This is a genomic window from Gemelliphila sp. 1F1 (genome assembly GCF_056897515.1).
Genome location: NZ_JBXHBE010000002.1, coordinates 229,662 through 253,633, shown reverse-complemented (window position 1 = coordinate 253,633; position 23,972 = coordinate 229,662). Strand labels below are relative to the sequence as shown.

Sequence of the window (23,972 nt, the reverse complement as noted above, 5' to 3'; positions counted from 1 at the left end):
TTTATCACATTTATATGTTGATATTCTAATATATAGTAAAAATTAATATATATTAAAATAGGAAAGGGCAAACGAAAACTTTACGTTTAGTTTGTCTGCCATCCTATAAATATAGTTATTTCAATTTTTCTAGTAATTTATCGTATTCTATCTCTTCTAATAAGTTGATAATTGAATAATACTTAACGTTACCATTTTTTTGCTGTGCAGATTGTAGAGAACTATTCTCCAAAATTACTAGAGTATTTTCGCTATTTGAAATATCTTCTATTCTAATATTTTCTATATTAACTTTTAAATTAGATTTTGATAATTTATAGTTTAATATAGCTTTTGCCATATCTTTTCTATCAACATTATTTTCGTCAAAAATAACTATAGTTTTAATGTTTTTAAGCTGCTCATTATTATCGTTATCTAATTTGGGTTTCTCTGTAGGATTGTTATTTTCTTTGCTAAGTAGATCATTAACTATTTGATCGTATTTAGGTGAGCTTAGGAAATTATCAACCGAAATGTGAATAGCTTTTTTATTCATTCCTTGTGCTCTAGGTGTAAGTTCATTTTGTGTTACGATAATTGCTCTTTCATTGTCTTTAAGATTTCTAATTGCTGTATTTGTTACAGGTAGGTCTATTTTGGCGTTGTTTATCTTTTCTCGAAGAATAGAAGCTCCCATAGCACTACTTCCCATACCAGCATCGCAAGCAAAGATAATTTTTTCTACTTCATTATAGTTTATAGAATTAGAGTTATCAACGACAACTTCTTCTCCTTTAGATTCTGATTTCATATTTTGTACTTGTTTTTGAGCTGCTTCTATATCTCCCTCAGAAGATTTATCACGTTTTAGAATAATACTAGCTATAACGAATGTTACGATAGTAGCTACGATAACTCCAGCCGATACAGCAAAGTAACTATCAGTAGCTGTTTGTCCTATTATTGCAATAATACTACCTGGTGATGCAGGAGCACGAAGACCAGCATCAAGAAGTTGGAATGTAGCAGTACCACTCACCCCTCCAGCTATTGCAGCTATTATAAGAGAAGGTTTCATAAGTATATAAGGGAAGTAAATTTCGTGAATACCACCGAAGAAGTGAATAATACCTGCTCCGTATGCAGAAGATTTTGCACTTCCTTTACCAAATACCATATAAGCTAACAAAATTCCTAAACCAACTCCAGGATTAGCTTCTAATAAATACAAGATAGATTTTCCAGTTTCTTGAGCTTGAATAGTAGCCAACGGAGTTAAAATTCCGTGATTAATTGCATTATTTAAGAATAAAATTTTAGCTGGTTCTATGAAAATGTTAGCTAGAGGTAATAGACCGGCATTAATAATTATATCAGCTCCTTTAGCAAGGATAGAAGTAAGAGCTTTTACAAGCGGACCTATTCCATAGAAACCACCAATTGATAAGAAGAATCCCATAAAACCTAATGAAAAGTTATTTACTAACATTTCGAATCCAGTAGGAATGTTTGGTTGGATTTTTTCGTCAATTTTTTTCATACATATAGCAGCAAGAGGCCCCATCAACATAGCTCCTAAGAACATAGGAGTACCTGTTGCTCCAACTATAACTCCCATAGTAGCTATAGCAGATGTAACCCCACCACGCATAGCGTGAATATTGTATCCTGCAGTATATGCAATTAATAGAGGTAATAAGTAGAAAATCATAGGGTCTACTAACTTACCAAGATTTTCGTTAGGTAAGAAACCTTTTGGAATGAATAATGCAGTTATTAATCCCCAAGCTATAAATGCACCTATATTAGGCATTACCATACTAGAAAGAGATGTTCCTAGTTTTTGAATAAGAACTTTAATATTACTATTTTTTTTATTCATATATTTTCTCCTTTTGATTATTTATAATTTTATTATACAAATTCAAATTAGTAATAACAATATCAAAGATGGCAAAATAATTTTTGCCATATAGATGTTACAAAAATAAATAGTTTTATTATGCACAATGTCATTATTTTTGTATAATAAATATATATTTTAAATTTAAGAGGTAATTTTATGACAACAATAAAAATTGCAAAATCAGAACAAAAAGATATATTAATGTACCTTAATAAGATTAATCGTCATGGGATAATAGCAGGAGCAACAGGTACAGGAAAAACAATAACATTAAAAGTTTTAACTGAGCAACTAAGTAAAGCAGGAGTTCCGGTATTTTTGGCAGATATTAAAGGAGATTTGGCAACATTAAGCAAACCGGGGATATTAGAAGGAAAAGTTGCCGAAAGAGTGTCTACTTTGGGACTATCTGACTATAGTAATCAATCATATCCAATAAGGCTTTGGGATGTATTTGGTGAAAATGGTCATCCTGTAAGAGCAACTATTTCAGAAATGGGATCAATGCTTTTATCAAGGTTATTAGAACTTAACGAAACACAATCAGGAGTATTAAATATAGCTTTTCGAGTAGCAGATGATCAAGGGTTACTATTAATTGACTTAAAGGATTTAAAAGCATTACTTCAACACATTTCAGAAAATAGTTCTGAATATAGTGGGAAATATGGAAATATTACAAAACAATCAATAGGTGCAATTCAACGAAACTTATTAATTCTTGAAGATCAAGGAGGGGATAAGTTTTTTGGAGAACCATCTTTAGAATTATCTGATTTTATTCAAACTGATAATGATGGAAAAGGTTATGTTAATATCTTGATGGCTCAAAAATTATTTAATTCACCTAAACTTTACTCAACATTTTTATTATGGTTTTTATCAGAATTATTTGAGACATTACCTGAAGTGGGCGATTTAGAAAAACCTAAAATGGTATTTTTCTTTGACGAAGCCCATTTATTGTTTAATGATGCCCCCAAAGCATTTGTAGAAAAAGTAGAACAAGTTGCAAGGTTAATAAGATCTAAAGGTGTCGGTATTTATTTTGTTACACAAAATCCAGTAGATATTCCAGAAAATATTTTAGGGCAACTTGGTAATAGAATACAGCACGCACTAAGAGCTTACACTCCAAAAGAGATAAAAGCTGTTAAATTAGCTAGTTCTACGTTTAGAGCTAATCCAAATTTAGATACTAATGCAGCATTAACAGAGTTAAAAGTAGGGGAAGCATTAGTTTCTTGTTTGAATGAAGATGGTCAGCCAGAAATTGTTGAAAAAGCTTATATAAGACCACCGGAATCTTACATAGGTGCTTTAGAAGAAAATGACTACAAAGAGTTAATAATAAATTCTCCTTATTATAGTAAATATCAAGCTATGATAGATAGGGAGTCTGCTTATGAGATATTACTTAATAAAGTAGAAAGTAACAACGATGATATTGAATCTAAAAAAGTAGAAAAAGAAAGCAAAAGAACAGAACCGAGAACTACGGCTAAAGTAGGTAGACCTAGAAAATCACAATTTGAAAAAACTGCCGATACACTGATTAATACAATAGGAAAAGAAATAGTTCGTGGATTATTTGGTATCTTGAAGAAAAAATAAAAGTATATCCATTTATAATTGTTAAATTAACATTAATGGAGAGGATAGATTGAAAAAGTTTCTAAAAAGTGGATAACTCCTCAAATTTTTTCTCAAATCTATCCTCATATTCTCTGTTACATGGGTGTAAATATTTAATGTAGTGAATACGTCAGAATGTCCCATTCTTTCGCTTATTTATTACTTTTACTGGTATACCTTTTGCGATAAGTAAGGCTACAATGCGTGTGTCTGAATATATGTGTCGTTAAATTTAATTTATTCAAATGAAAATTAAAATTTGATAAGGTCATATCAAAGATGTAACGACTATTAGTTAAATGTCTCTTTAGAATTTCAATAAATTTTTGAACTTGTCTCTATTTTTCTAATACTACTAAGTGTTTTAGGAGCTGTTATATTACCGTTGCTGTGTCTGGTTTTATTAACATTTTAGAAAACCACTTTTAGGTCAATATCATCTTCAGTAATTGCCAATAATGCTCCTGCACGTAATCCAGTTAATAGTTGCACCGTTACAAAATCGCGGATAATATGTTGGGTTATTTTTTAAATATCGTCTATTTGATTTGTATCTATATATTTTATTTTTTGTTTTTCTCTAGCCTTATCCTCTTTAGCTAATGTAAAGTCTATAATTAAATCAAAATCATTATAATGATACTTTTTGATATATTTAAAAAGTGTATTAAGTGTAGTTTTATATGTTCTTAACGAACTAGGAGAATACCTATCTCTTAAACTATTAATATAATGTTCGAGATGATTTTTATTTAAATTATTTAATAATATGTCTTTATTAAGCAGTTTTAAAACCTGTATATAACGAGTATACGTATTATCAGCGATATAGCTTTTTATGTTTTAAAACTCATCAATATAATATCCTACATTTTTATATTCTGCATCTTTGTTAAGTTTTTTATTTATTTTTTCCTGTAATTCCTGATAAACCTGTTTTTCAGTTGCTCTAGTTTGGTTGTTTTTAGTAACCGAAACCCTGTGACGCTTTTCGTCAAGACCAGTGTAGCTTTCTACAAATTTAAGTTTTCCATTTTCTAATTTAATTTTATGCACAAAAAAATACGCTTCTTTAAAAATTTGCATTATTAAGAAACGTATAATATTAGTTGGTAAACTAGTGTATTTTATCTTAAGCAACTTTGAGATAATAATTTTTATTTTGACGAGAATAAAAGGCTCAAAGTGGGCTTATTGGAATACTCTCTCACTTTTGGCGAAGTGGAGGAGGTTTTTTATTTTTATCTGACCGATAAAACTATCGGTCTGTTTAGTTAAAACTTGATTGTATCAAGTGGGGTTTATTTTACAGGAACTTCAAATGTAGCTTTTTGTATTTTCTTGTTATTGTCATATTTTTCAAATATAACTTTAATAGTTTTACTTTCTGTAATTAATCCGTAAGCTTCTTGAGCACCTTCCATAATAGTACCTTCTGGTACAGATGATGGATATTTTTTAGCTCCAGCAGGATATAATTTTGCTACCTTTTTACCTTCATCTACGACTTGTTTAGGTGTAAAGAATAAATCTTGTATTTCTCCCGTATAACCTAGATTTTCATACGTATAGGTAATAACGACAACTTGTGCAGGATTATCTTCAGAAAATTGATTTCTTTCTGTCGTAGTTGTAACATTATCAATTTTTAATTTCCACTGCCCATCTACTACCCAATCTTCATTTAATCCGTAAACTTTATCTTTAGAAGTTTCTGTTTTATTTGATGAACTAGAAGATGAAGACTCTGTTGTAGACTTTGTTTCTTCTTTACTAGAACATCCACTTACAACGATAGCTCCTACAAGCAATGTGCTTAATAACAGTTTAGACTTTTTCATAATAAAATCTCCTTTAAATTTTTATTTTGGCGTTCTTTTTGAACATAATAGATAGATAGTGCTATCTCAGACTGTTGACATATATTAGCTATTTGTCAACAGTCTGAGTAATATATTAATTACTTCAAACTTTTTTATTCTAAATCCAAAATCCAATCTGTAAGTCTATCCGCGTCTCTTGGCCCCATACTTCCTTGCTCGTAAGTATAAAGTTTAGAAGATGATTTTTTGTATTTGTCTAAAAGATCATTAATATAGTTCCAAGAAGCAACTATTTGATCCCATTTAGAAAATAGCATTCTGTCTCCAATAAAACAAGCTCTTAATAATCGTTCATAGGCTTCAGGGGTATTCATCCTATTTTCTAAAATGCAGCTTTGACAAAAATCCATAGAAACTTCTTGAAGTTCATTGTCAGTTCCAGGCTTTTTGGCATTAAATTTTAGGAATATTCCTTCTGATGGCTGAATTTTGATTATTAATAGATTTGCAGGAGCATTATTTGCAGACTTGAATTTAACAATAACTTGACTTTCTCGTGTTGCAAGTTTTTTTCCAGTTCTAATGAAGAAAGGTACTCCTTGCCAGCGTTCGTTATCTATTTCTATTTTCATAGCTGCGTATGTTTCAGTTTTTGAATTTGGGTCTATATTATGTTCTTCTAAATAGCCATTATATTGTCCCATTATTAAGTTATCATCGACATTTTCTATTTTTTTAAGAGATTTTAGAAGAGCTAATTGTTCTTTCTCCATTGTTTTACCTTTTGGTTCTTCCATAGCTACAATAGATAATACTTGAAGAAGATGATTTTGTACCATATCTTTTATAGCACCGCTTTTATCGTAGTAACCAGCACGTGTTTCTACTCCTACACTTTCTGCTGCGGTTATCTGAACACTATCTATAAAGTCTTTATTCCAAATGCCTTTGAAAATAGCATTATTAAACCTAACTGACAAAATATTTTGAATCATCTCTTTTCCTAAATAGTGATCTATATGATATATCTCATCTTGTCCAAAAAATTCGGCAAGTTTACTATTTAATTCTGTAGCATTTTCTAAGTTTTCACCAAATGGTTTTTCAATTATTACTTTTGCATCATTATCACTACAATATTTTTTTAATCCATTTGTAATTTTTAAAAACATTGACGGAGCAACTGCATAGTAATAAATATGTTTTTCTATATTGTTTTCTATATAAAATTCCTGAAGTCTTTGATATTCACTTTCTAGTGAAATATCTATTTTGAAATATGTTATACGTTTAGCAAATTCATCAAAAGTTTGTTCTTCATATTTTTTACGAGAATAATCTTTCATCCACTCTCTAGTTATTTCTATGTAATCTTTGGTAGTATAATCTCTACGTCCTAAACCTATTATTTTGAAATCATCTTCTAGTTGACCTAATACGTGAAGATTATACATTGCAGGAAGTAGTTTACGATATGTAAGGTCTCCGCTTCCTCCAAATATAGTTATAGCACTATTCATTGTTTCCTACCCAATCATAGTGGAAATTACCACTTTTATCTGTTCTTTCAAATGTATGAGCACCGAAGTAATCTCTCTGTGCTTGTATTAGATTTGCTCCACTGTTAGCAGTAGTGTAGACATCTAGGTATGATATAGCATTCATTAGAGAAGGAGTAGGTATTCTATTATTAATAGCAAGAGTTACAGTATCTCTTAAACTTTGTTGATTTTTAATTATTGTTTCTTTGAAGAATGGATCAAAAATAAGGTTTTCTAACTTAGGATTATTGTTGTAAGCTTCAATTATATTTTGTAATAATTTGGCTTGAATAATGCATCCACCGCGGAATATTTTTGCTATTTGAGCATAATCAAATGACCAGTTATATTCTTTTTCTGCAGCTTGCAGCAATTTAAAACCTTGTGCGTATGTGATTAATTTGGCTGTAAATAAACTTTCTTTTACTTGTTTTATAAGTTGTTCTCTATCTGAGAATAGTTCGTATGCTTTGCTACCAAACTCTTTTTCTGCTTTAACTCTTTCATCCTTGAAACTAGACATATATCTAGCATTTAAGGCACTAGATATTACAGAAATATCAATACCTAAGTCAACAGCTTGTTCTGTAGTCCATTTTCCTGTACCTTTTTGCCCAGACTTATCTAATATTTTATCTATTAAATATCCTTGTGCATCAGGATCTTTTACTTTAAAGATATTTGCTGTTATTTCTATCAAGTAAGATTCTAATTCTTTGCTATTCCATTTTTCAAAAATATTCTGTAATTCATCATTAGAAAAGTTACCTAAATGCTTTAGAATAGTGTAAGCTTCAGAAATAAGTTGCATATCACCATATTCTATTCCATTGTGAACCATTTTTACATAATGTCCTGCTCCTCCAGTTGAAGTATAACTACAACAAGGGATGTCGTTAACTTTTGCAGCTATATCTTCTAGAATAGGTTGAATTTCTTTGTATGCTTCTTCGTTTCCTCCAGGCATAATAGCAGGGCCTCTTCTTGCTCCCTCTTCACCACCAGAAATACCTACTCCAAAGAAGTGAATATCTTTCTCTAGTAGATAGTCGTATCTACGTTGAGTATCTTTGAAATATGAATTGCCTCCGTCGATAATAATATCTCCGGCTTCAACATATTCTAATAATTGATCAATTACAGCATCAACTGGAGCTCCTGCTTTAACCATTATTACAAATTTTCTAGGTTTAGCAAGACTATCTACTAACTCTTTTATAGTAGTTTTTCCTTCAATATTGTTGTGAGGGAAATTTTTAATCATTTCTTCCATTACATATGTTGTACGATTATAAACTGCAACTTTATAACCATTATCTGCCATATTTAATGCAAGGTTACTTCCCATAACAGATAAACCTATTACAGCTATATGATTTTTTGACATATAATCCTCCTAAAAATTCAAATATAAATTAGATTATACCACTAATTGTACTCAATGATAAGTAAAATTGTTTAAAAATAATATTTTATTAAAATTTTATAATATATATTTTATAATTATTAATTTAATGTAATATTTATCTAAATTAGTAATTGTGTTAAAATTAAATATATATAATAAATTGTTACTCTGTTAAATATGACTAGCAATTCTATTAGATTATTGTTATAAAATTACGAAGGAGAGAACTAAAGTGACTGAAAAAGAGAAAATGTTGTCTGGTCTTCTTTACAATAGTGGAGATCCTGATTTGATCAAAGATAGAATGATAGCTAAAGATTTATGTTATGAATTTAATAATACAAAGCCGTCAGACAAAGACGAACAAGAAAAAATTATAAGGAAACTTTTTGGTGGAACTAAAGAAATTTTCAATATAGAAGCACCTTTTTTCTGTGATTATGGTTATAATATATCGATAGGAGACAACTTTTTTGTTAATCATAATACAGTAATTTTGGACTGCGCTAATGTTAATATAGGAAATAATGTATTTATAGGACCCAACTGTGGTATTTATACAGTAAATCATCCCCTTGACCAAGATACAAGAAATGAAGGGCTTGAATATGCTCATTCTATAAACATAGGAGATAATGTGTGGGTAGGTGGAGGAGTAACTATTTTACTGGGAGTTACAATAGGAGACAATTCTGTTATTGCGTCAGGAAGTGTAGTTAATAAAGATATTCCTAACAATGTTTTGGCAGCAGGAGTTCCTTGTAAAGTAATAAAAAGAATAGATTAAATACAAAAGAAGATATAAAAGATTTATGTCTTCTTTTTATTTGTTAAACTTGATATTTTTTCATTGTAAAAAATTATTGGAATGAATATATTTTAAATTTATTATAAAATCGATTCAGTTCAAAATAAATCGATAATTATAAAAGTTATGATATAATTTATGGACAGATTGGTTAAAAAGTAATTATTATTTTTTGATTAAAATTTATCATGTGTATAAGGGAGAATTATATAAATTATGAAAAAGAAATTTAACATTATAATTATTTTGATGTTACTATTTAATATTAACGTAGTAGCATTTGCTAATAATGTAGAGCAAAATAATGTTTCAGTAGAACAAAATGTAGAAAGTACTATTAATACGCCTGCTTATAAAATAACCAAAGAAGAATACAAAGGTAAAACAGCATTAGAATTAGCAGAATTGGTTAGAAATAAACAAGTTACTAGTAGAGAGTTAGTAGAAATAGCTTATGACATAATGGAAGAGAATAAGGATTATAATGCAGTAATTACTACTAGAAAAGAGTTAGCACTTGAAGAAGCTGATAATTTGAAAGATACAGGGCAACAATTTTTAGGGGTACCTTTACTTCTTAAAGGTATTGGTCATACAGTTTCTGGTGGAGAGAATACTAATGGGTTAATGATAAATAAAGATAAACCATTATCAAAATCAGATGGAAGCTATGCAAAAAAATTTAAACAACTAGGATTTATAATATTAGGTCAAACAAATTATCCAGAGCTAGCACTTAGAAATATAACAGATTCTAAACTCTACGGCGCTACTAAGAATGGGCACAATAAAGATTATAATGCAGGAGGATCTTCTGGAGGTTCTGCTGTAAGTGTTGCAGTTGGTATGGTGCCAGTTGCTAGTGCTAGTGATGCAGGAGGATCAATTAGAATACCAGCGGCGTGGAATGGACTTATAGGATTGAAAACTAGTAGAGGACTAACAGACAACAGTAAAAAAGATTCTAAAACACTTGCATCGCATTTTCCAATAACAAAAGATGTTGCTGATACAGTTGCACTGCTAGAAGCATTAAAAAAGCCAGAGTATGAGTTAGAAGAAATATCAGATATAAAAAAATTGAAAATAGGATATAGTTTAAAATCACCTATGGGTACAGAAGTAAGTCTAGATGCTAGAAATGCTGTTTTGAATACTGTAAAATTTTTGAAAGAAAAAGGATTTGTTGTAGAAGAGGTAGATAACCCCATTGATGGAAGATTGATAATGCAAGATTATACGACTTTATCAATAGCTAATGGTGGAATTGTTGGTAATTTAGAAAAATATCTAAGTAATAATAAGTTGACAAAATATGATGTTGATCCGTTAGTTTGGGCATTATATATTACTAATAGGGACATAAATAAAGATAAATTAAAGCAGATGATTGTCGAGTCTTGGAATAACATTGAAAAATATAAATTAACTATGGAGAATTTTCACAAAGAATACCCTATATTTTTAACTCCTACAACTGCTGATACAGCACCGTTATTGACAGATAGTTATATAAATGATGAAGATAAATTAAATATGCTAAACATAGAGAATATTTCTGAAGAAGAGAGATTAGTATTGTTACTTAGACAATGGGAACCTATGTTAAAAAGAACACCTTTTACGCAAATAGCAAATTTGACAGGAGAGCCGGCGATTACTTTGCCTGTATATAAAACTAATGATAATTTACATTTAGGTGTTATGTTAAACGGTTCTTGGGGTATGGACAAAGTATTACTGGACTTTGCTAAATTATTTGAAGAAAACAATTTGTTTAAGATGAATAGTTTAGCTGATAATTCTGCAAATATTAAAAAAGAAGAAAATAAAACTGAAAAAGAGTTGTTAAATTCAAAAAATAATAAAGAAACTATAGATGAGAATAACGAAAACAGAACTGTTAAAAATAATAAAAAAGTCTTGCCCAAAACCTCAGCAATAAAAAATAGTGAATTATAATGATAAAAAAGAAGGTATAAAAATTACTAATAATTTTATATCTTCTTTTTTACTTTATTAAATTAATAAATTTCTTGATTTCAGAAAAAAACTGTATTAATTATTTGTACAAAATTTATTATAATAGTTATAGGTGGTGAGAGTGTAATTGGAAATATTTAATTATGATAATAGAACCCTGAAAATACTTAATATTTTGGAAGAAAGCTTTTCTGTGCAAGAAAAGTATTTGATAGATGTACTAAAGGTTAGTACAAAAACAATTCAAAATGAAATAAAAGATTTAAACTATATGTTCCAAGATGTAGCGTATATTAAACAAGATAAATTAAATTATACTTTATATATTATAACGATAGAAGAATATATAAAGATAAAGAGTAAGATATATGAAATGTATACAAATTTTGATTCAAGCAAAGTTAGACTTGTCTATATTTTTAAAAAATTAATCGAAATTAAACAAAGTTATTTAATAGATGATTTAGCTTTTGAGATGATGGTCAGTAGGACAACATTAAATAATGATATAAAGAAGTTAAAACAAATAATATCTGATTATAATTTAACCATCATAGGCAAGTCTAATCAAGGAATAAAGTTAGTAGGTAATGAAAAAGATATTCGTTTATTTGTCTTGTCAAATATATACAACTATCAGTACAAAGAAAATATTTTTAGTGTAGAAGATATAAAATATATAGATAAGTTGTTTGTAAAATATGATGTTGATTTTCAAATGAAATCTGAATTTATAAAATATTTAACTGTTGCTGTTGATAGAAGTGCCAATGATTTTAAACTTAATTTTTCAAAAGAAGAATATAAAGAATTACTAGATTTTTATCTGGGAGATTTTATTGATGATGTATTTGACTATATTCACAAAAAATATGACATAACTCTTTCCATAGATGATAAAAAATTTGTAACTATTTGTTTTGCTACTATGCGTGTTCCTACAAAGATGAATAAAAATAACATTACTATAAATTATGATAAGGAATATATTACATTAGTAGAGGAAATATTTTTAAAGATAAGAGAAGAGTACGGTATTGATATTGATATATCGGAGATAATGGAAGAATTTATTTATCATATTTATTTTTTAATGCAACGTCAACGATACGGTATACGCTACAAAAATAATATGAAAGAAATGATCAAAGAAAAATATTTAATGTCTTATAAAATTGCACAAATAGCAAGTAAAGTTATAGAGGATAAATACGGCTATAAAATATCAGAAGATGAAATATGCTATTTATCAATTTATTTTGAAACGTTTATTAGCAAAATAAATTTTGAAGAAGAAAACATAAATATTTTGGTTATTACAGATTCTGGACCAGCATTTAGAGAACTTATCGTAAGACAAATTAAAAGTTTGTTTACTGGAGATATATCTATTGATGTAGCCACACCTTATGAAAATATGGATTTAGATTCTTATACTTTAATAATATCTACTACAAAAATGAATTTCAAAACGAAAACTACGGTAATTATTCAAAATGAAATTTTAGATTTAGATTATTTAAGTAAAGAAATTAATTTCTTGAGGTATATAGGTAAAATGAATATGCCAATTATTAGAGGTATGGAATCAATATTATTAAGCTCTATCACAGAAGATACGTTTTTTGTTGGTGATAGTAGCAAAACCTATACTGAAAATCTTTATGATATGATAACAAATCTACATGAAAAAGAATTAATAGACGAGAAATTTTTGGATAGAATAATAGAAAGAGGTCAAAAGTCCTCTATGATATTTTCCAAAAATATTGCTTTTCCACATACATTTAATTACAAAATTAAGGATAAGTTGTTAATAGCTATAAATATTAGTGAAGAAGGTTTCTCGGATAACAAAGATTTAAAAATAATATTCTTGGCAGCAATTCCAGAAGAAAATTCTAATTCAATGTTATTAGTTAAAACGTACGATGAACTTATAGATATCATGAAAGATACAAAATTACTTAATGAAATTGTAAAAGTAAAAAATTATACAGATTTTATAAATTACTTTATAAAAAATACTAATTTGTACAGATAAGGAGGACTTATGAATATTTTAGCATTAGGAATAATAGTGTTGCTAGCATTTGTTTTGCAGTATTTATTTAGTTATATACAAATGCAAAACTTTACCAAAAATTATAGAATACTCCGCTCAAAAGGTAGAGTTGTTATTGGAAGAAAAAAAGGTTTGGCTAGAGCGGGAGCAATAGTAATGCTCGCTATAGATAGCAACGATAAAGTTTTGCAAGGTTATGCTATGCAGGGAGTTACAGTTCTTGCAAGATTTAGAGAGTTTGACTACTTTAATGGAATTAAAGTAGGAACTATCAATGTTAGAGATTGTGAAGCGATTAAGTTATCAAAATCACTAACAAGTGCAGTTTTGGATGGAGTTTTGAATTTCAAAACACTATCAAGAGGAGAAGAAATTCCTATTCCAGACAGCCCATTAGTTAAGTTAACAAAAAAATTAAAATTAATATAAATCAAAGGAGGATATTTTATGGATTATATAGTTCATTTAGCATCAGGATTCACTTCATTATTTGATGAAGGAGGAAAGGTATTTGTAAGTTGGGTAACGGGTATTATTCCTAAAGTTTTACTACTTTTAGTATTTATGAATGCATTAATTGCTTTTATAGGACCACAAAGAGTAGACAACTTCGCTAAGATTTGTTCTAAGAATGTAATTTTAGCATACGGAATTTTGCCATTTCTATCAGCGTTTATGTTAGGTAATCCTATGGCTTTATCTATGGGAAAATTTTTACCAGAACGTATGAAGCCTAGTTACTATGCCTCAGCGTCTTATCATTGTCATACTAACAGTGGGATATTTCCACATATTAATGTTGGAGAAATATTTATTTACTTAGGTATAGCTAATGGTATTCAACAATTAGGTCTTAATGTAACATCATTAGGTTTAAGATATTTACTTGTTGGATTAGTTATGAACTTTTTTGCAGGTTGGGTAACAGACTTTACAACGAAGATAGTTATGAAACAGCAAGGTATTGTATTGAGTAACGAGTTACACGCTAACAAATAGGAGGAAATTAGTATGGGATATGGTAGTATAAAAATAGAAAAGGGTAGTGGAGGTTTTGGGGGACCTTTGGTCGTTCAACCTAAAAAAGGAAAAGATGTTCTTCTTTATATAACTGGAGGAGGGGCAGAGCCAGAGATAGTTGAAAAAATAGTTAAACTTACTGGATGTAGAGCTGTAAACGGCTTTAAAACTTCTGTACCTGATGAAGAAATATTTTTAGCAATAATAGATTGTGGCGGAACTTTACGTTGCGGAATTTATCCACAAAAAAGAATTCCTACAATCAACATAATGCCAGTTGGTCCTAGTGGCCCATTAGCTAAATTTATAAAAGAAGATATTTATGTATCAGCAGTAGGATTAGATCAAATTAACTCAGTAGAAAGTTCAGGAGAAATTGATTCAGTAGTAGAAAGTGAAGCAAACGATGAGCGCAAATTCAAATATAGTGCTGACAAAAAAGTTTCTCAAACATTAGCAGAAAATTCTAAATCATCAATTATCCAAAGAGTTGGAATGGGAGCAGGAAAAGTTGTTAATACTTTATATCAAGCTGCAAGAGATGCGGTGCAATCAATGATAACAACTATCTTACCATTTATGGCATTTGTTGCTATGCTTATCGGAATTATTCAAGGATCAGGATTTGGTAATTGGTTTGCGAAATTACTTACGCCTCTAGCAGGAAATATCTATGGTCTTGTTATTTTAGGATTTGTATGTTCGATACCTGTCTTATCAGCATTGTTAGGACCGGGGGCGGTTATTGCACAAATAATAGGTACTTTAATTGGTGTAGAGATAGGAAAAGGAAATATACCACCAAGTTTAGCATTACCAGCATTATTTGCAATTAATACGCAATGTGCTTGTGATTTTATACCAGTAGGGTTAGGACTAGCAGAAGCAGAGCCAGAAACAGTAGAAGTAGGAGTTGTATCTGTTCTTTATTCTAGGTTTATTATAGGGGTTCCTAGGGTAATTGCTGCTTGGGTAGCGAGTTTTGGACTATATTAATTTGTAGGGGTTTTATTATGATAGTATACGAAAATGTTGTAAAAGGAAAAGGAGCATTGGTAGGTGAATTTGGTAATGAAATGCTAATAACCTTTGGAGATAGTGCACCAGATACTTTAAAAGATTATTGTTATAGTGTTGATGTAAAGAACACTAATGCCAAAATAGAAAAAGGACAAAAGCTAATAATTGATAATGAAGTTTTTGAAATAATGCTAGTTGGAGATATTGCAGAACAAAATTTAGTTACATTAGGACATATAACTGTAAATTTCACTGGTGAAACAGAAGTTTTACCAGGAGCAATTATTGTAGAGAACAAGCCCTGTCCTAATATTGAAATAGGAACTGTAATCAAAATAGAGAAATAGAGGTAAAAAAATGACTAGTTGGTTAAATTTAGAAGGAAAAACTGTTATTGTTACTGGAGGAGCATCTGGTATAGGAAAAGCAGTAGCTAATGAGTTTTTGAATCAAGGATGCAACGTGGTTGTTAGTGATATAGTAGAACAAAAATCAGATAATCCCAAATTATTATATTTTAAATGTGATATAAGTAAGAGAAAAGAAGTTGAGGATATGGTTAACTTTACTATAGATAAATTTGGAACGATAGATGTTCTAGTAAATAATGCAGGAATTAATATACCTACTTTATTGATAGATAAAGATAATCCTAATAGTAAATACGAATTAAGTGATGATGTATACGATAAAGTAATGAATATAAATGTTAGAGGTGTTTACTTAGCTGCTCAATTAGTAGGAAGAGTGTTTGTTGAAAAAGGTTCTGGAGTGATAGTAAATATGTCTTCTGAATCTGGTTTGGAAGGTTCTGAAGGACAAAGTATCTATGCAGCAAGCAAAAATGCTGTAAATTCATTTACTAGATCTTGGTCTAAAGAATTAGGAAAATACGGAGTTAGAGTTGTAGGGGTTGCTCCAGGAATACTAGAGGCAACAGGATTGCGAACTATTGCATACGAAGAAGCATTAGCTTACACAAGAAACATTACAATAGATAAGTTACGAGAAGGATATACTAACACAAAAACAACTTCTTTAGGAAGAGACGGTAAATTACAAGAAGTAGCCGATTTAGTAGTCTATATATCTAGTGATAGAGCTAGTTATATACATGGGGTAACTTACAATATAGCTGGTGGAAAAACTAGAGGATAGATATTCTGTAGTTAGAAATATTTATTAATATAAAGTATGTATAAAAGTACATACTTTATATTTTAATAAGAATTTACTTTTTAAGATTTAAGTATAGTGTTATAATTTAACTAACAATAGTTATAAAATAAATTATATTTAAGGGGAAATTGTTATGATTAAAGCTATATTGTTTGATATGGATGGCTTGATGTTCGATACAGAAAGCTTATCTACAAATGCTTTTATAGAAATGGCAAAAAAGCAAGGTTATACAATGACTAAAGAAGAGACACATTTAGTGTTAGGTTTTAAAAAAGAAGCTATTTATGATTTTTATGAAGATTATTTTTCCGACAAAAATGTTGATGGAAGAAAACTGGTTGATGATCATTACAAAAAAATTGAAGAAGTTTTATTTTCTACTGGACCTAATAAAATGCCATATTTAGAAGAATTATTAATATTTCTAAAAAATAATAATTACAAAATTGCGGTAGCATCTTCTTCAGATTTAGAACATATTAATAATAACCTTAGAAAGAACAATTTAGAACATTATATTGATGTAATTTCTAGTGGAGAAGAAGTAGAAAATGGTAAACCTGCACCAGATATATTTTTGTTAGCAGCAGAAAGATTAAATGTTTCACCTAGTAATTGTTTAGTATTAGAAGATTCTAAATTTGGTATTCAAGCGGCTTATACTGCTAATATGAAATCTATAATGATTCCAGATTCTATCCAGCCTGATGAAGATACTAAATTAAAAGCTACCGAAGTTTTGAATAATTTAGGAGAGGTAATAACGTTCTTAAATAAGGAGAATTGATATGACTAAAATTTTAATTGATAGTGCAGATATAGATAAAATAAAAGATATATCAAAATATTACAAAATAAGTGGAATAACTACTAATCCCACAATATTGGCAAATATTAATGGTGATTTAACAGAACAATTAAAAAAAATAAAAGATTTTGTAGGAGATAACTATGAAATTCATGTTCAAACTACTGCTGAAGAGGTAGATAAGATTGTTTTAGAAGCAGAGCAATTAAGAGAATATTTTGGAGAATTATTTTTTATAAAAATTCCTATAAGTAAGATAGGTTTAGAGGCAGCGATAGAGTGTAGAAAAAGAAATATAGGTGTTACAATGACAGCTATTTTTACAACATTACAAGTTGTTGCAGCCCAAAAAGCGGGTGCAAATTATGTAGCACCTTACGTAAATAGAATGGAAAATATTGGATCAGATTCTTTAATAGTGTTAGATGAAATGAATAAAGTCTTGGAGGGAACAAATACTAAAATTCTTGCAGCTAGCTTTAAAAATCAAAAACAAGTGAAAGATGTAATAGTTCTAGGGGTAGATGCAGCAACAATTGATGATAAGATTTTAGTAGATAGTATTTGGCATCCTTATACAGATAAGTCTGTTGCAGATTTTAAAATAGACTGGGAAAGTAAGTATAATGGTAGAAAGGTAGTTGATTACTTATAAATAGTTGGAGTATAATTTACTTAATTGTAATTCTGTTAGGAATAATTTCTCTAGTTTTGTTATATATGGGAAAATTAATACCTAAAGAAACTAAAGATAAGTTAGCAGATAATGAATTAAAAATATATAGAAATAATTTAATAAAAACTTCCTTATGTTTTATTTTAGCTGGTATATTATTTTTTATTCAAAATTATTTCTCTATAACAAATTTATTAATATACTTACCTATAATATTAATTTCTTGGTATGCGGTAAGACAATTGGTAAACAATTTAAATATGTTAAATAATAGATAGCTTATAGAAACAAAAGAAGCTCAATTAGTTGTAATTACAATTAATTGAGCTTCTTTTGTTATTCTTTTTCTTGTTTATCTGTATCTTCCTTATCTTTTTTCTTTTTCCAAATAAAAAGCAAGATTATTAATACTAATAGTCCCAACCCTATATATAGACCATTATTTTTTATTATTTCTCCAGTTTGTGGTAAGGTATCTACTGTTAATAATTTCAATCTTAACACCTCCTGTGTAAATTTATGTTTATAATTGAATAAATTAAAAAGAGAAATTTACTTATGTTATTTTAATATTATTTATTGTCTTCTACTTTTTCGTCGTTGATGCTTTGTTTAATATCTTCTAATTTTTCTTCTGTTTCGTTTTTGAAATCATTTATTTTTTCTGATACAGCATCTTCTTGGATAGTTTCTTTTATTTCTTCTGTTTTATCTCCGATATTTGTTACTTTCTCTTTAATATTAGAAACATAACTGTTTATTGTTGGAGTTATTTCCTCTTTTAATACTTTTGTAGCATCAGCTAAGTTAGCTTTTAATTCAAGTCCTTTTTCTTTTAAATCCATAGCGTTATCTTTTATAGCAGATGAATCACTTGCTAATTGTTTTCCTAAGTCAACTGTTTCTCCTACTTTTTGGCTAACGTAATCAGCACCTTTTTTTGTAACTTTTTTTAGATCATCTGTAAGGTATTCCGCTGATGCTGCAACACCATTTTCTTTTGTATAGTTCCACATACATTTAGAATATGATATAGATGAATCTAATTTTTCTTTAACTAATTCTTTATGTTCGTCAACTTTTTTAGGATTATCAAGGTAATATTTAACTGCGTACGCTCCTAACCCTACTAAAATGATTTTCGTTAATTTTCCCATTTTTATACCTCTCTTTTTAAATAATTATATTAATTATAACATATATGACTTAAAAATAACATAAAATTATTTGGAAGATTGTTATATATTTTTTTATTTAACTAATATAACAGTTTTATTTTTCGTATATTTTGCAACAAACTTAATATAAAATATGATATAATAGTAAAGGTTGATTAATTTGATAATTTATGAAAGGAGAGCGTATGTATAGAGACGATATTAAACCGCAAAAAGGTGATATTGTAAAAATAATTGCTTATAAACATGATGGATCGTTACATAGAATTTGGCATAAAAATACAGTTTTGGAAGCTAATGATCAAGTAGTTATATTAGCTAATAATAAAACGTCTGTAACAGAGCATGATGGTAGAACTTGGGTAACAAAAGAAACAGCATTAGTTTACTTCCATGCAGAATGTTGGTTTAATATAGTATGTATGTTTAGAGAAGATGGACTACATTACTATTGCAATCTAGGTTCTCCATTTGCTTTTGATATTGATGGTGTGAAATATATAGACTATGACTTAGATATAAAAAAATATCCAGATGGAAAATATTTTTTATTAGATGAAGATGAGTATAATTTGCATAAATATAAATATGGATACAGCGAAACTTTGGATAAAATATTGAGATATAATGTAGGAAAGTTACAAAATTGGATAGATAACAATTTAGGACCATTCTCAGAAGAATTTATTAATATATGGGTGGAACATTACAATAAAATAATAAAATAGGTGAAATATGTTAAAAGGAAATTTTTCTTTTGTAGTTAAGGAAGATGAAATATCGGTAAAAATTGCTAATAAAGTTAAAGATTTTTTAATTAATAATAATTTGAAAGAAGATGTAGAAAAACCTGACTATATTGTAGTTATAGGTGGTGATGGAACAGTTTTGAATGCTTTTAGAAAATATTTAGATATAGTTAATTATGTAAAATTTATTACTATACATACGGGACATTTAGGATTTTATACGGATTATCAAGTTGAGAACTACAAAAAGATATTTGAAGATATGCTGCTTAGAGAACCACAAGTAGAAAGTTATCCTTTATTAGCTGTAGAAGCTTATTGTTCGCAAGGGAATATGTTAACAAAAAATTATGCTTTGAATGAAATAACTTTTAATAATTCTATGGGATCAACTTATGTTGCGGAGTTATATATAAATGATGAACATTTCGAAAATTTTAGAGGAGATGGTATTTGTATAAGCACTCCTACTGGCTCTACTGCTTATAATAAAAGTTTGGGTGGATCTGTTATCCATCCTAAAATGGATATATTTCAAGTTACAGAGATAGCTGCACTTAATAATCTTGTATATAGAACATTAGGTAATTCATTTATATTGTCTAAAGATGAAGTATTAACTATAAAGCCAAGGCATCAAGCGACTAATAATAGATTAAGTATAGATCAATTATATTATAGTAATGAATCACTTTCAAAAATTAGAGTAACACTATCAAAAACTAGAAAAATATCATTTTTAAGATATAACGATGTTAGTTTTTGGAAGAGAGTAAAGAGGTCATTTATAGGTGAATAATATTGTTTTAAAATTTAATGTTGAACAAAATTTGCTGCTTAGAGATTTTTTGTTGACTAATAATATTTCACGAAAAACATTAACTAGAATAAAATTTGATTTAGATGGAAGTATTAAAGTAAATGGAAAAGAAGAAAATGTCAGATATAATTTGTCCGTAGGAGATATTGTTGAAATTATTTTGCCTAGTGAGAGTTTTAGTAATAATGTTCGATTTATAAAAGGTGATATTAATATAATTTATGAAGATAATTATTTTTTGATTGTAAATAAAACTAAAAATTTACCTACTATCCCTTCTAGAAATAGTAATGACGAATCTCTTCTTGAGCATATTAACTATTATTTTAGAATTAATAATTATAATACTATTCCTCATATAGTAACTAGGCTTGATAAGAATACAACAGGATTAGTATTAATAGCTAAACATAGACATATTCATGCTTTGTTTGGTAAAATTGATATAGATAAGTATTATTTGGCATTAGCTGATGGGGAAATCAAGAAAAATCAAATTATAGAAGCTAATATCTCTCGTCAGTCTGATAGTATTATAAAAAGACAGGTATGTGATATTGGAAGTTATGCAAAAACAAAACTTTCAGTTATAAAATATTATAAAAATATAGATGCAACATTAATAAAACTAAAATTGTACACAGGGCGAACTCATCAAATAAGAGTACATTGCAGTTATATAGGTCATTCTTTATTGGGTGATAGACTATACGGCGGTAATGATAATCTTATAAATAGACAAGCGTTGCACTGTTATAGTTTATCTTTTGTTCATCCAATCACTAATAAAAAGGTATCATTTGTTAGTGATTTGGATGAAGATATGCAAGATTTAATTAATATTTAAAATGTAAAGAAAGGAAGTTATTAATGGCTGAGTTAAAAGATAGAGTAATTGAAGCTTTAGAAACAGTTATAGATCCTGAATTAGGAATAGACATTGTAAATTTGGGCTTAGTTTATGATGTAAAAATGAATGATGAAGGTCACGCAATAGTAGAAATGACACTGACCTCTATGGGTTGTCCAGTAGCTCCATTAATTATTGAGCAAGTAGAAATGGCTATGCTAACTGTTGAAGAAGTAAATGAAGTAGATGTAGAACTAGTGTGGGATCCTCCTTGGACTAAAGATAAAATGTCGCGCTATGCTAAAATAGCTCTAGGAATAGTGGATTACGATTAAGATATATTAAAGAAGGTGTACTAAATAAATTTATTGTTTAAAAAATTATTGACAATAAAATATTTAGTATGCCTTTAAATGTTTGAGGTGATGATATGAATATTTATTATGACGTATTAATAGTAGATAAGTACGAGTATTTTATTGCATGTACAGACAAAGGATTAGTTTACGTTAATATTTTAAATTTAGAGAAAAATCTAAAAGATTTAGAAACTTTAATTAAAGATAGCAATATAATAAATTCTAAAGAAAAATTAAAAATTTATAAAGAAAAACTAAGACATTATTTTTTAGGAGATATTGTAATTTTTGATTTTTCTATAGATTTGTATGGAACAGAATTTCAAAAAGAAGTTTGGAGAAGTTTAAGTAATATTGAATATGGAAATACGATAACATATACAGAAGTAGCAACTATGTTAGGGAACAAAAATGCGGTAAGAGCAGTAGCAACTGCTATAGGTAAGAATCCTCTTTCTATAGTCTTACCTTGTCATAGAGTTATTGGAAAAGATGGAAAACTTCATGGGTACTTAGGGGGAATTGAACGAAAACGGGAACTATTAAATTTAGAAAAAAACAATAGAATATGATGTATTAATCAAATTAATAATCGTCTTAATCGGTATAATCGCAAAATAAATGCAACATAATAGCTAAATTATGTTGCATTTATTTTTGTTATGTTGTATAATTTCAGTAGTGACGAAAAGGAGGAAGTGATGGAACTTTCTAATAGAGAAAAGAAAATTATAAAAATAGTAAAAAACTATGAACCTATTACAGGTGATGATATAGCAAAAGAACTATCTTTAAGCAAATCTACGATAAGAACAGAACTATCAATTTTAGTCAAATTGGGTATACTGGAGTCTAAAACAAATGTAGGATATTTTTATAACGGTTCATTTTTGGATAATAATAAATATGATGTATTAAAAGATACCAAAGTTAAAGAAGTTATGGGAATAGCTATTACATCAAAGATAACAGATAGTATAGCAGAAGTAGTATCTAGATTATTTCTACATGATGTTGGTACTGTATTTATTTTGGATGATAGTAATAGTTTGTCAGGAGTAGTATCAAGAAAAGATATGTTAAAAATGCTAGTAGCTAATAACAGTAATAATCTTCCCGTAGCTATGGCAATGACTAGGGTTCCTAACGTTATTTGTGTAACTACGGAAGAAACTTTGACTGATGCACTTAGAAAAATAATAACACATGAAATAGATTGCTTACCTGTAATTAGTCACGAAGAAGGTTCAATAAAAGTTTTAGGAAGAATATCAAAAACAACTATAACTAGGTTGTTGTTAGATATATTGGAGGAATAAGATGATAAATATTTACGTACTGTCAGACTCTTTAGGAAATACTGCAACAGACGTAGTAAGAGCTGGACTTGCTCAATTTGACTGTACTAAAGATGAGTACAAAATAATAAAAATTCCTGGGATAGCAACTCAAGAAGATATTGATGAGGTTTTTGTAGGGATAAGGGATAAAGATGTAATAGTCCAAACTATAGTAAAGAGGGAATTAGCCAACTATACAAAGGAACTAGCAAAGAAAAATGGTGTTGAAGTAATAGATATTTTAACAAAATTATTACAAACTTTGGAAGTTAAATTTGAAACAAAAATAAAAAATAGACCTGGAGAAATTAGAAAACTAGGAGAAAGCTATTTTAGAAGAGTAGATGCTTTGGAATTTGCTGTTAGGTATGATGATGGAAAAGATTTGAACGGTTTGCTGGAGGCAGATATAGTAATACTAGGAGTGTCAAGAACTTCTAAAACTCCATTAAGTATGTATTTAGCTAACAAAAACATAAAGGTAATGAATTTGCCTTTGGTTCCAGAAGTTAATTTACCTAAAGAACTTTATGAAATAGATAATAGAAAAATAATAGGTTTAACTACATCTATAGAACATCTAAACGGAGTTCGTGAAGAAAGAATGAAAGCTTTGGGAGTAAATAGTCAAAATAGTTATTCAACAGAGCTTAGAATTTTTGAAGAGTTGGAGTATGCGGACGGTGTAATGAAAAGATTAAATTGTCCCGTAATTAATGTAGAGAATAAAGCAATAGAAGAAACGGCTGAAATAATTATTGATATTATAAAAGAACGTGGAATTAATATAACAAATATTTAAGGAAGTAATAAAAAAAT

At 28.6% G+C, this 23,972-nt stretch carries 26 protein-coding genes; 19 read left to right on the top strand and 7 right to left on the bottom strand.

Features of this window, described 5'->3' with window-relative positions; translation table 11 throughout:
• Positions 1–115 precede the first annotated feature (115 nt).
• Positions 116–1,864, bottom strand: a complete 1,749-nt coding sequence (locus AC1XWJ_RS03425) for a PTS mannitol transporter subunit IIBC (protein ID WP_483334496.1) — start codon at positions 1,862–1,864, stop codon at positions 116–118.
• Between the two features lie 180 nt (positions 1,865–2,044).
• On the opposite strand from AC1XWJ_RS03425, the gene AC1XWJ_RS03420 reads away from it, so the two are divergent.
• On the top strand, positions 2,045–3,502 hold the full coding sequence (locus AC1XWJ_RS03420; RefSeq protein WP_483334495.1) for a helicase HerA-like domain-containing protein: 1,458 nt from the start codon (positions 2,045–2,047) through the stop codon (positions 3,500–3,502).
• Positions 3,503–4,366: 864 nt separating this feature from the next.
• Here AC1XWJ_RS03420 and AC1XWJ_RS03415 read toward each other — a convergent pair.
• The 4 genes from AC1XWJ_RS03415 to gnd all read right to left on the bottom strand — a co-directional run bounded on the left by AC1XWJ_RS03415 (position 4,367) and on the right by gnd (position 8,274).
• Positions 4,367–4,579 (bottom strand): hypothetical protein, encoded by a 213-nt coding sequence (locus tag AC1XWJ_RS03415; RefSeq protein ID WP_483334494.1) that lies wholly within the window; start codon positions 4,577–4,579, stop codon positions 4,367–4,369.
• Positions 4,580–4,824: 245 nt separating this feature from the next.
• Positions 4,825–5,364, bottom strand: coding sequence for a cell wall-binding protein (locus AC1XWJ_RS03410; RefSeq protein ID WP_483334493.1), 540 nt, complete (start codon positions 5,362–5,364; stop codon positions 4,825–4,827).
• Positions 5,365–5,498: 134 nt separating this feature from the next.
• Positions 5,499–6,866, bottom strand: a complete 1,368-nt coding sequence (gene zwf, locus AC1XWJ_RS03405) for a glucose-6-phosphate dehydrogenase (RefSeq protein WP_483334492.1) — start codon at positions 6,864–6,866, stop codon at positions 5,499–5,501.
• Positions 6,859–8,274, bottom strand: coding sequence for a decarboxylating NADP(+)-dependent phosphogluconate dehydrogenase (gnd, locus tag AC1XWJ_RS03400; RefSeq protein WP_483334491.1), 1,416 nt, complete (start codon positions 8,272–8,274; stop codon positions 6,859–6,861). Before gnd ends, zwf begins: the two co-directional genes overlap by 8 nt.
• 253 nt (positions 8,275–8,527) lie before the next feature.
• Between gnd and AC1XWJ_RS03395 the strand changes: the two genes are divergently transcribed.
• The 11 genes from AC1XWJ_RS03395 (at position 8,528) to AC1XWJ_RS03345 (ending at position 18,135) form a co-directional block, all read left to right on the top strand.
• Positions 8,528–9,082 (top strand): sugar O-acetyltransferase, encoded by a 555-nt coding sequence (locus AC1XWJ_RS03395; RefSeq protein WP_483334490.1) that lies wholly within the window; start codon positions 8,528–8,530, stop codon positions 9,080–9,082.
• 237 nt (positions 9,083–9,319) lie between these two features.
• Complete coding sequence (locus AC1XWJ_RS03390) at positions 9,320–11,065, top strand: amidase family protein (protein ID WP_483334489.1); 1,746 nt, start codon at positions 9,320–9,322, stop codon at positions 11,063–11,065.
• Between the two features lie 148 nt (positions 11,066–11,213).
• Positions 11,214–13,130: a BglG family transcription antiterminator gene (locus tag AC1XWJ_RS03385; RefSeq protein ID WP_483334488.1), complete on the top strand. Its 1,917-nt coding sequence runs from the start codon at positions 11,214–11,216 to the stop codon at positions 13,128–13,130.
• Positions 13,131–13,139: 9 nt separating this feature from the next.
• The gene (locus AC1XWJ_RS03380; protein ID WP_483334487.1) at positions 13,140–13,580 is read left to right on the top strand and encodes a transcriptional regulator GutM; all 441 of its coding nucleotides are present in this window, start codon (positions 13,140–13,142) and stop codon (positions 13,578–13,580) included.
• An 18-nt stretch (positions 13,581–13,598) separates the two neighbouring features.
• Entirely contained in the window at positions 13,599–14,150 is a 552-nt protein-coding gene (gene srlA, locus AC1XWJ_RS03375) for a PTS glucitol/sorbitol transporter subunit IIC (protein WP_483334486.1), read from the top strand.
• A gap of 12 nt (positions 14,151–14,162) precedes the next feature.
• Positions 14,163–15,167, top strand: coding sequence for a PTS glucitol/sorbitol transporter subunit IIB (srlE, locus tag AC1XWJ_RS03370; protein ID WP_483334485.1), 1,005 nt, complete (start codon positions 14,163–14,165; stop codon positions 15,165–15,167).
• 17 nt (positions 15,168–15,184) lie between these two features.
• A complete protein-coding gene (locus AC1XWJ_RS03365; RefSeq protein ID WP_483334484.1) occupies positions 15,185–15,538 on the top strand; it encodes a PTS glucitol/sorbitol transporter subunit IIA in 354 nt (117 codons plus the stop codon).
• Between the two features lie 10 nt (positions 15,539–15,548).
• The gene (locus AC1XWJ_RS03360) at positions 15,549–16,349 is read left to right on the top strand and encodes an SDR family oxidoreductase (protein ID WP_483334483.1); all 801 of its coding nucleotides are present in this window, start codon (positions 15,549–15,551) and stop codon (positions 16,347–16,349) included.
• A gap of 154 nt (positions 16,350–16,503) precedes the next feature.
• Positions 16,504–17,160, top strand: a complete 657-nt coding sequence (locus tag AC1XWJ_RS03355) for an HAD family hydrolase (RefSeq protein WP_483334482.1) — start codon at positions 16,504–16,506, stop codon at positions 17,158–17,160.
• A 1-nt stretch (position 17,161) separates the two neighbouring features.
• The gene (locus AC1XWJ_RS03350; RefSeq protein ID WP_483334481.1) at positions 17,162–17,836 is read left to right on the top strand and encodes a transaldolase family protein; all 675 of its coding nucleotides are present in this window, start codon (positions 17,162–17,164) and stop codon (positions 17,834–17,836) included.
• Positions 17,837–17,892: 56 nt separating this feature from the next.
• Entirely contained in the window at positions 17,893–18,135 is a 243-nt protein-coding gene (locus tag AC1XWJ_RS03345) for a hypothetical protein (RefSeq protein ID WP_483334480.1), read from the top strand.
• A gap of 58 nt (positions 18,136–18,193) precedes the next feature.
• Here AC1XWJ_RS03345 and AC1XWJ_RS03340 read toward each other — a convergent pair whose 3' ends face one another.
• Positions 18,194–18,352, bottom strand: coding sequence for an LPXTG cell wall anchor domain-containing protein (locus AC1XWJ_RS03340; RefSeq protein ID WP_483334479.1), 159 nt, complete (start codon positions 18,350–18,352; stop codon positions 18,194–18,196).
• Between the two features lie 77 nt (positions 18,353–18,429).
• Entirely contained in the window at positions 18,430–19,014 is a 585-nt protein-coding gene (locus tag AC1XWJ_RS03335; RefSeq protein ID WP_483334478.1) for a hypothetical protein, read from the bottom strand.
• Positions 19,015–19,220: 206 nt separating this feature from the next.
• Between AC1XWJ_RS03335 and AC1XWJ_RS03330 the strand changes: the two genes are divergently transcribed.
• From AC1XWJ_RS03330 to AC1XWJ_RS03300, 7 genes are all read left to right on the top strand, one after another.
• Positions 19,221–19,763 (top strand): DUF402 domain-containing protein, encoded by a 543-nt coding sequence (locus tag AC1XWJ_RS03330; protein ID WP_483334477.1) that lies wholly within the window; start codon positions 19,221–19,223, stop codon positions 19,761–19,763.
• A gap of 7 nt (positions 19,764–19,770) precedes the next feature.
• The gene (locus AC1XWJ_RS03325) at positions 19,771–20,583 is read left to right on the top strand and encodes an NAD kinase (RefSeq protein ID WP_483334476.1); all 813 of its coding nucleotides are present in this window, start codon (positions 19,771–19,773) and stop codon (positions 20,581–20,583) included.
• Positions 20,576–21,451 carry an RluA family pseudouridine synthase gene (locus tag AC1XWJ_RS03320; protein ID WP_483334475.1) on the top strand — a complete coding sequence of 292 codons (876 nt, stop codon included), beginning with the start codon at positions 20,576–20,578 and terminating at the stop codon, positions 21,449–21,451. The genes AC1XWJ_RS03325 and AC1XWJ_RS03320 overlap by 8 nt, the downstream gene beginning before the upstream one ends.
• Positions 21,452–21,474: 23 nt before the next feature.
• Complete coding sequence (locus tag AC1XWJ_RS03315; protein ID WP_483334474.1) at positions 21,475–21,789, top strand: metal-sulfur cluster assembly factor; 315 nt, start codon at positions 21,475–21,477, stop codon at positions 21,787–21,789.
• Positions 21,790–21,884: 95 nt separating this feature from the next.
• A complete protein-coding gene (locus tag AC1XWJ_RS03310; RefSeq protein ID WP_483334473.1) occupies positions 21,885–22,385 on the top strand; it encodes a methylated-DNA--[protein]-cysteine S-methyltransferase in 501 nt (166 codons plus the stop codon).
• A 129-nt stretch (positions 22,386–22,514) separates the two neighbouring features.
• On the top strand, positions 22,515–23,132 hold the full coding sequence (locus tag AC1XWJ_RS03305; protein WP_483334472.1) for a CBS domain-containing protein: 618 nt from the start codon (positions 22,515–22,517) through the stop codon (positions 23,130–23,132).
• Between the two features lies 1 nt (position 23,133).
• Positions 23,134–23,955 carry a pyruvate, water dikinase regulatory protein gene (locus AC1XWJ_RS03300; RefSeq protein ID WP_483334471.1) on the top strand — a complete coding sequence of 274 codons (822 nt, stop codon included), beginning with the start codon at positions 23,134–23,136 and terminating at the stop codon, positions 23,953–23,955.
• Positions 23,956–23,972 lie beyond the last annotated feature (17 nt).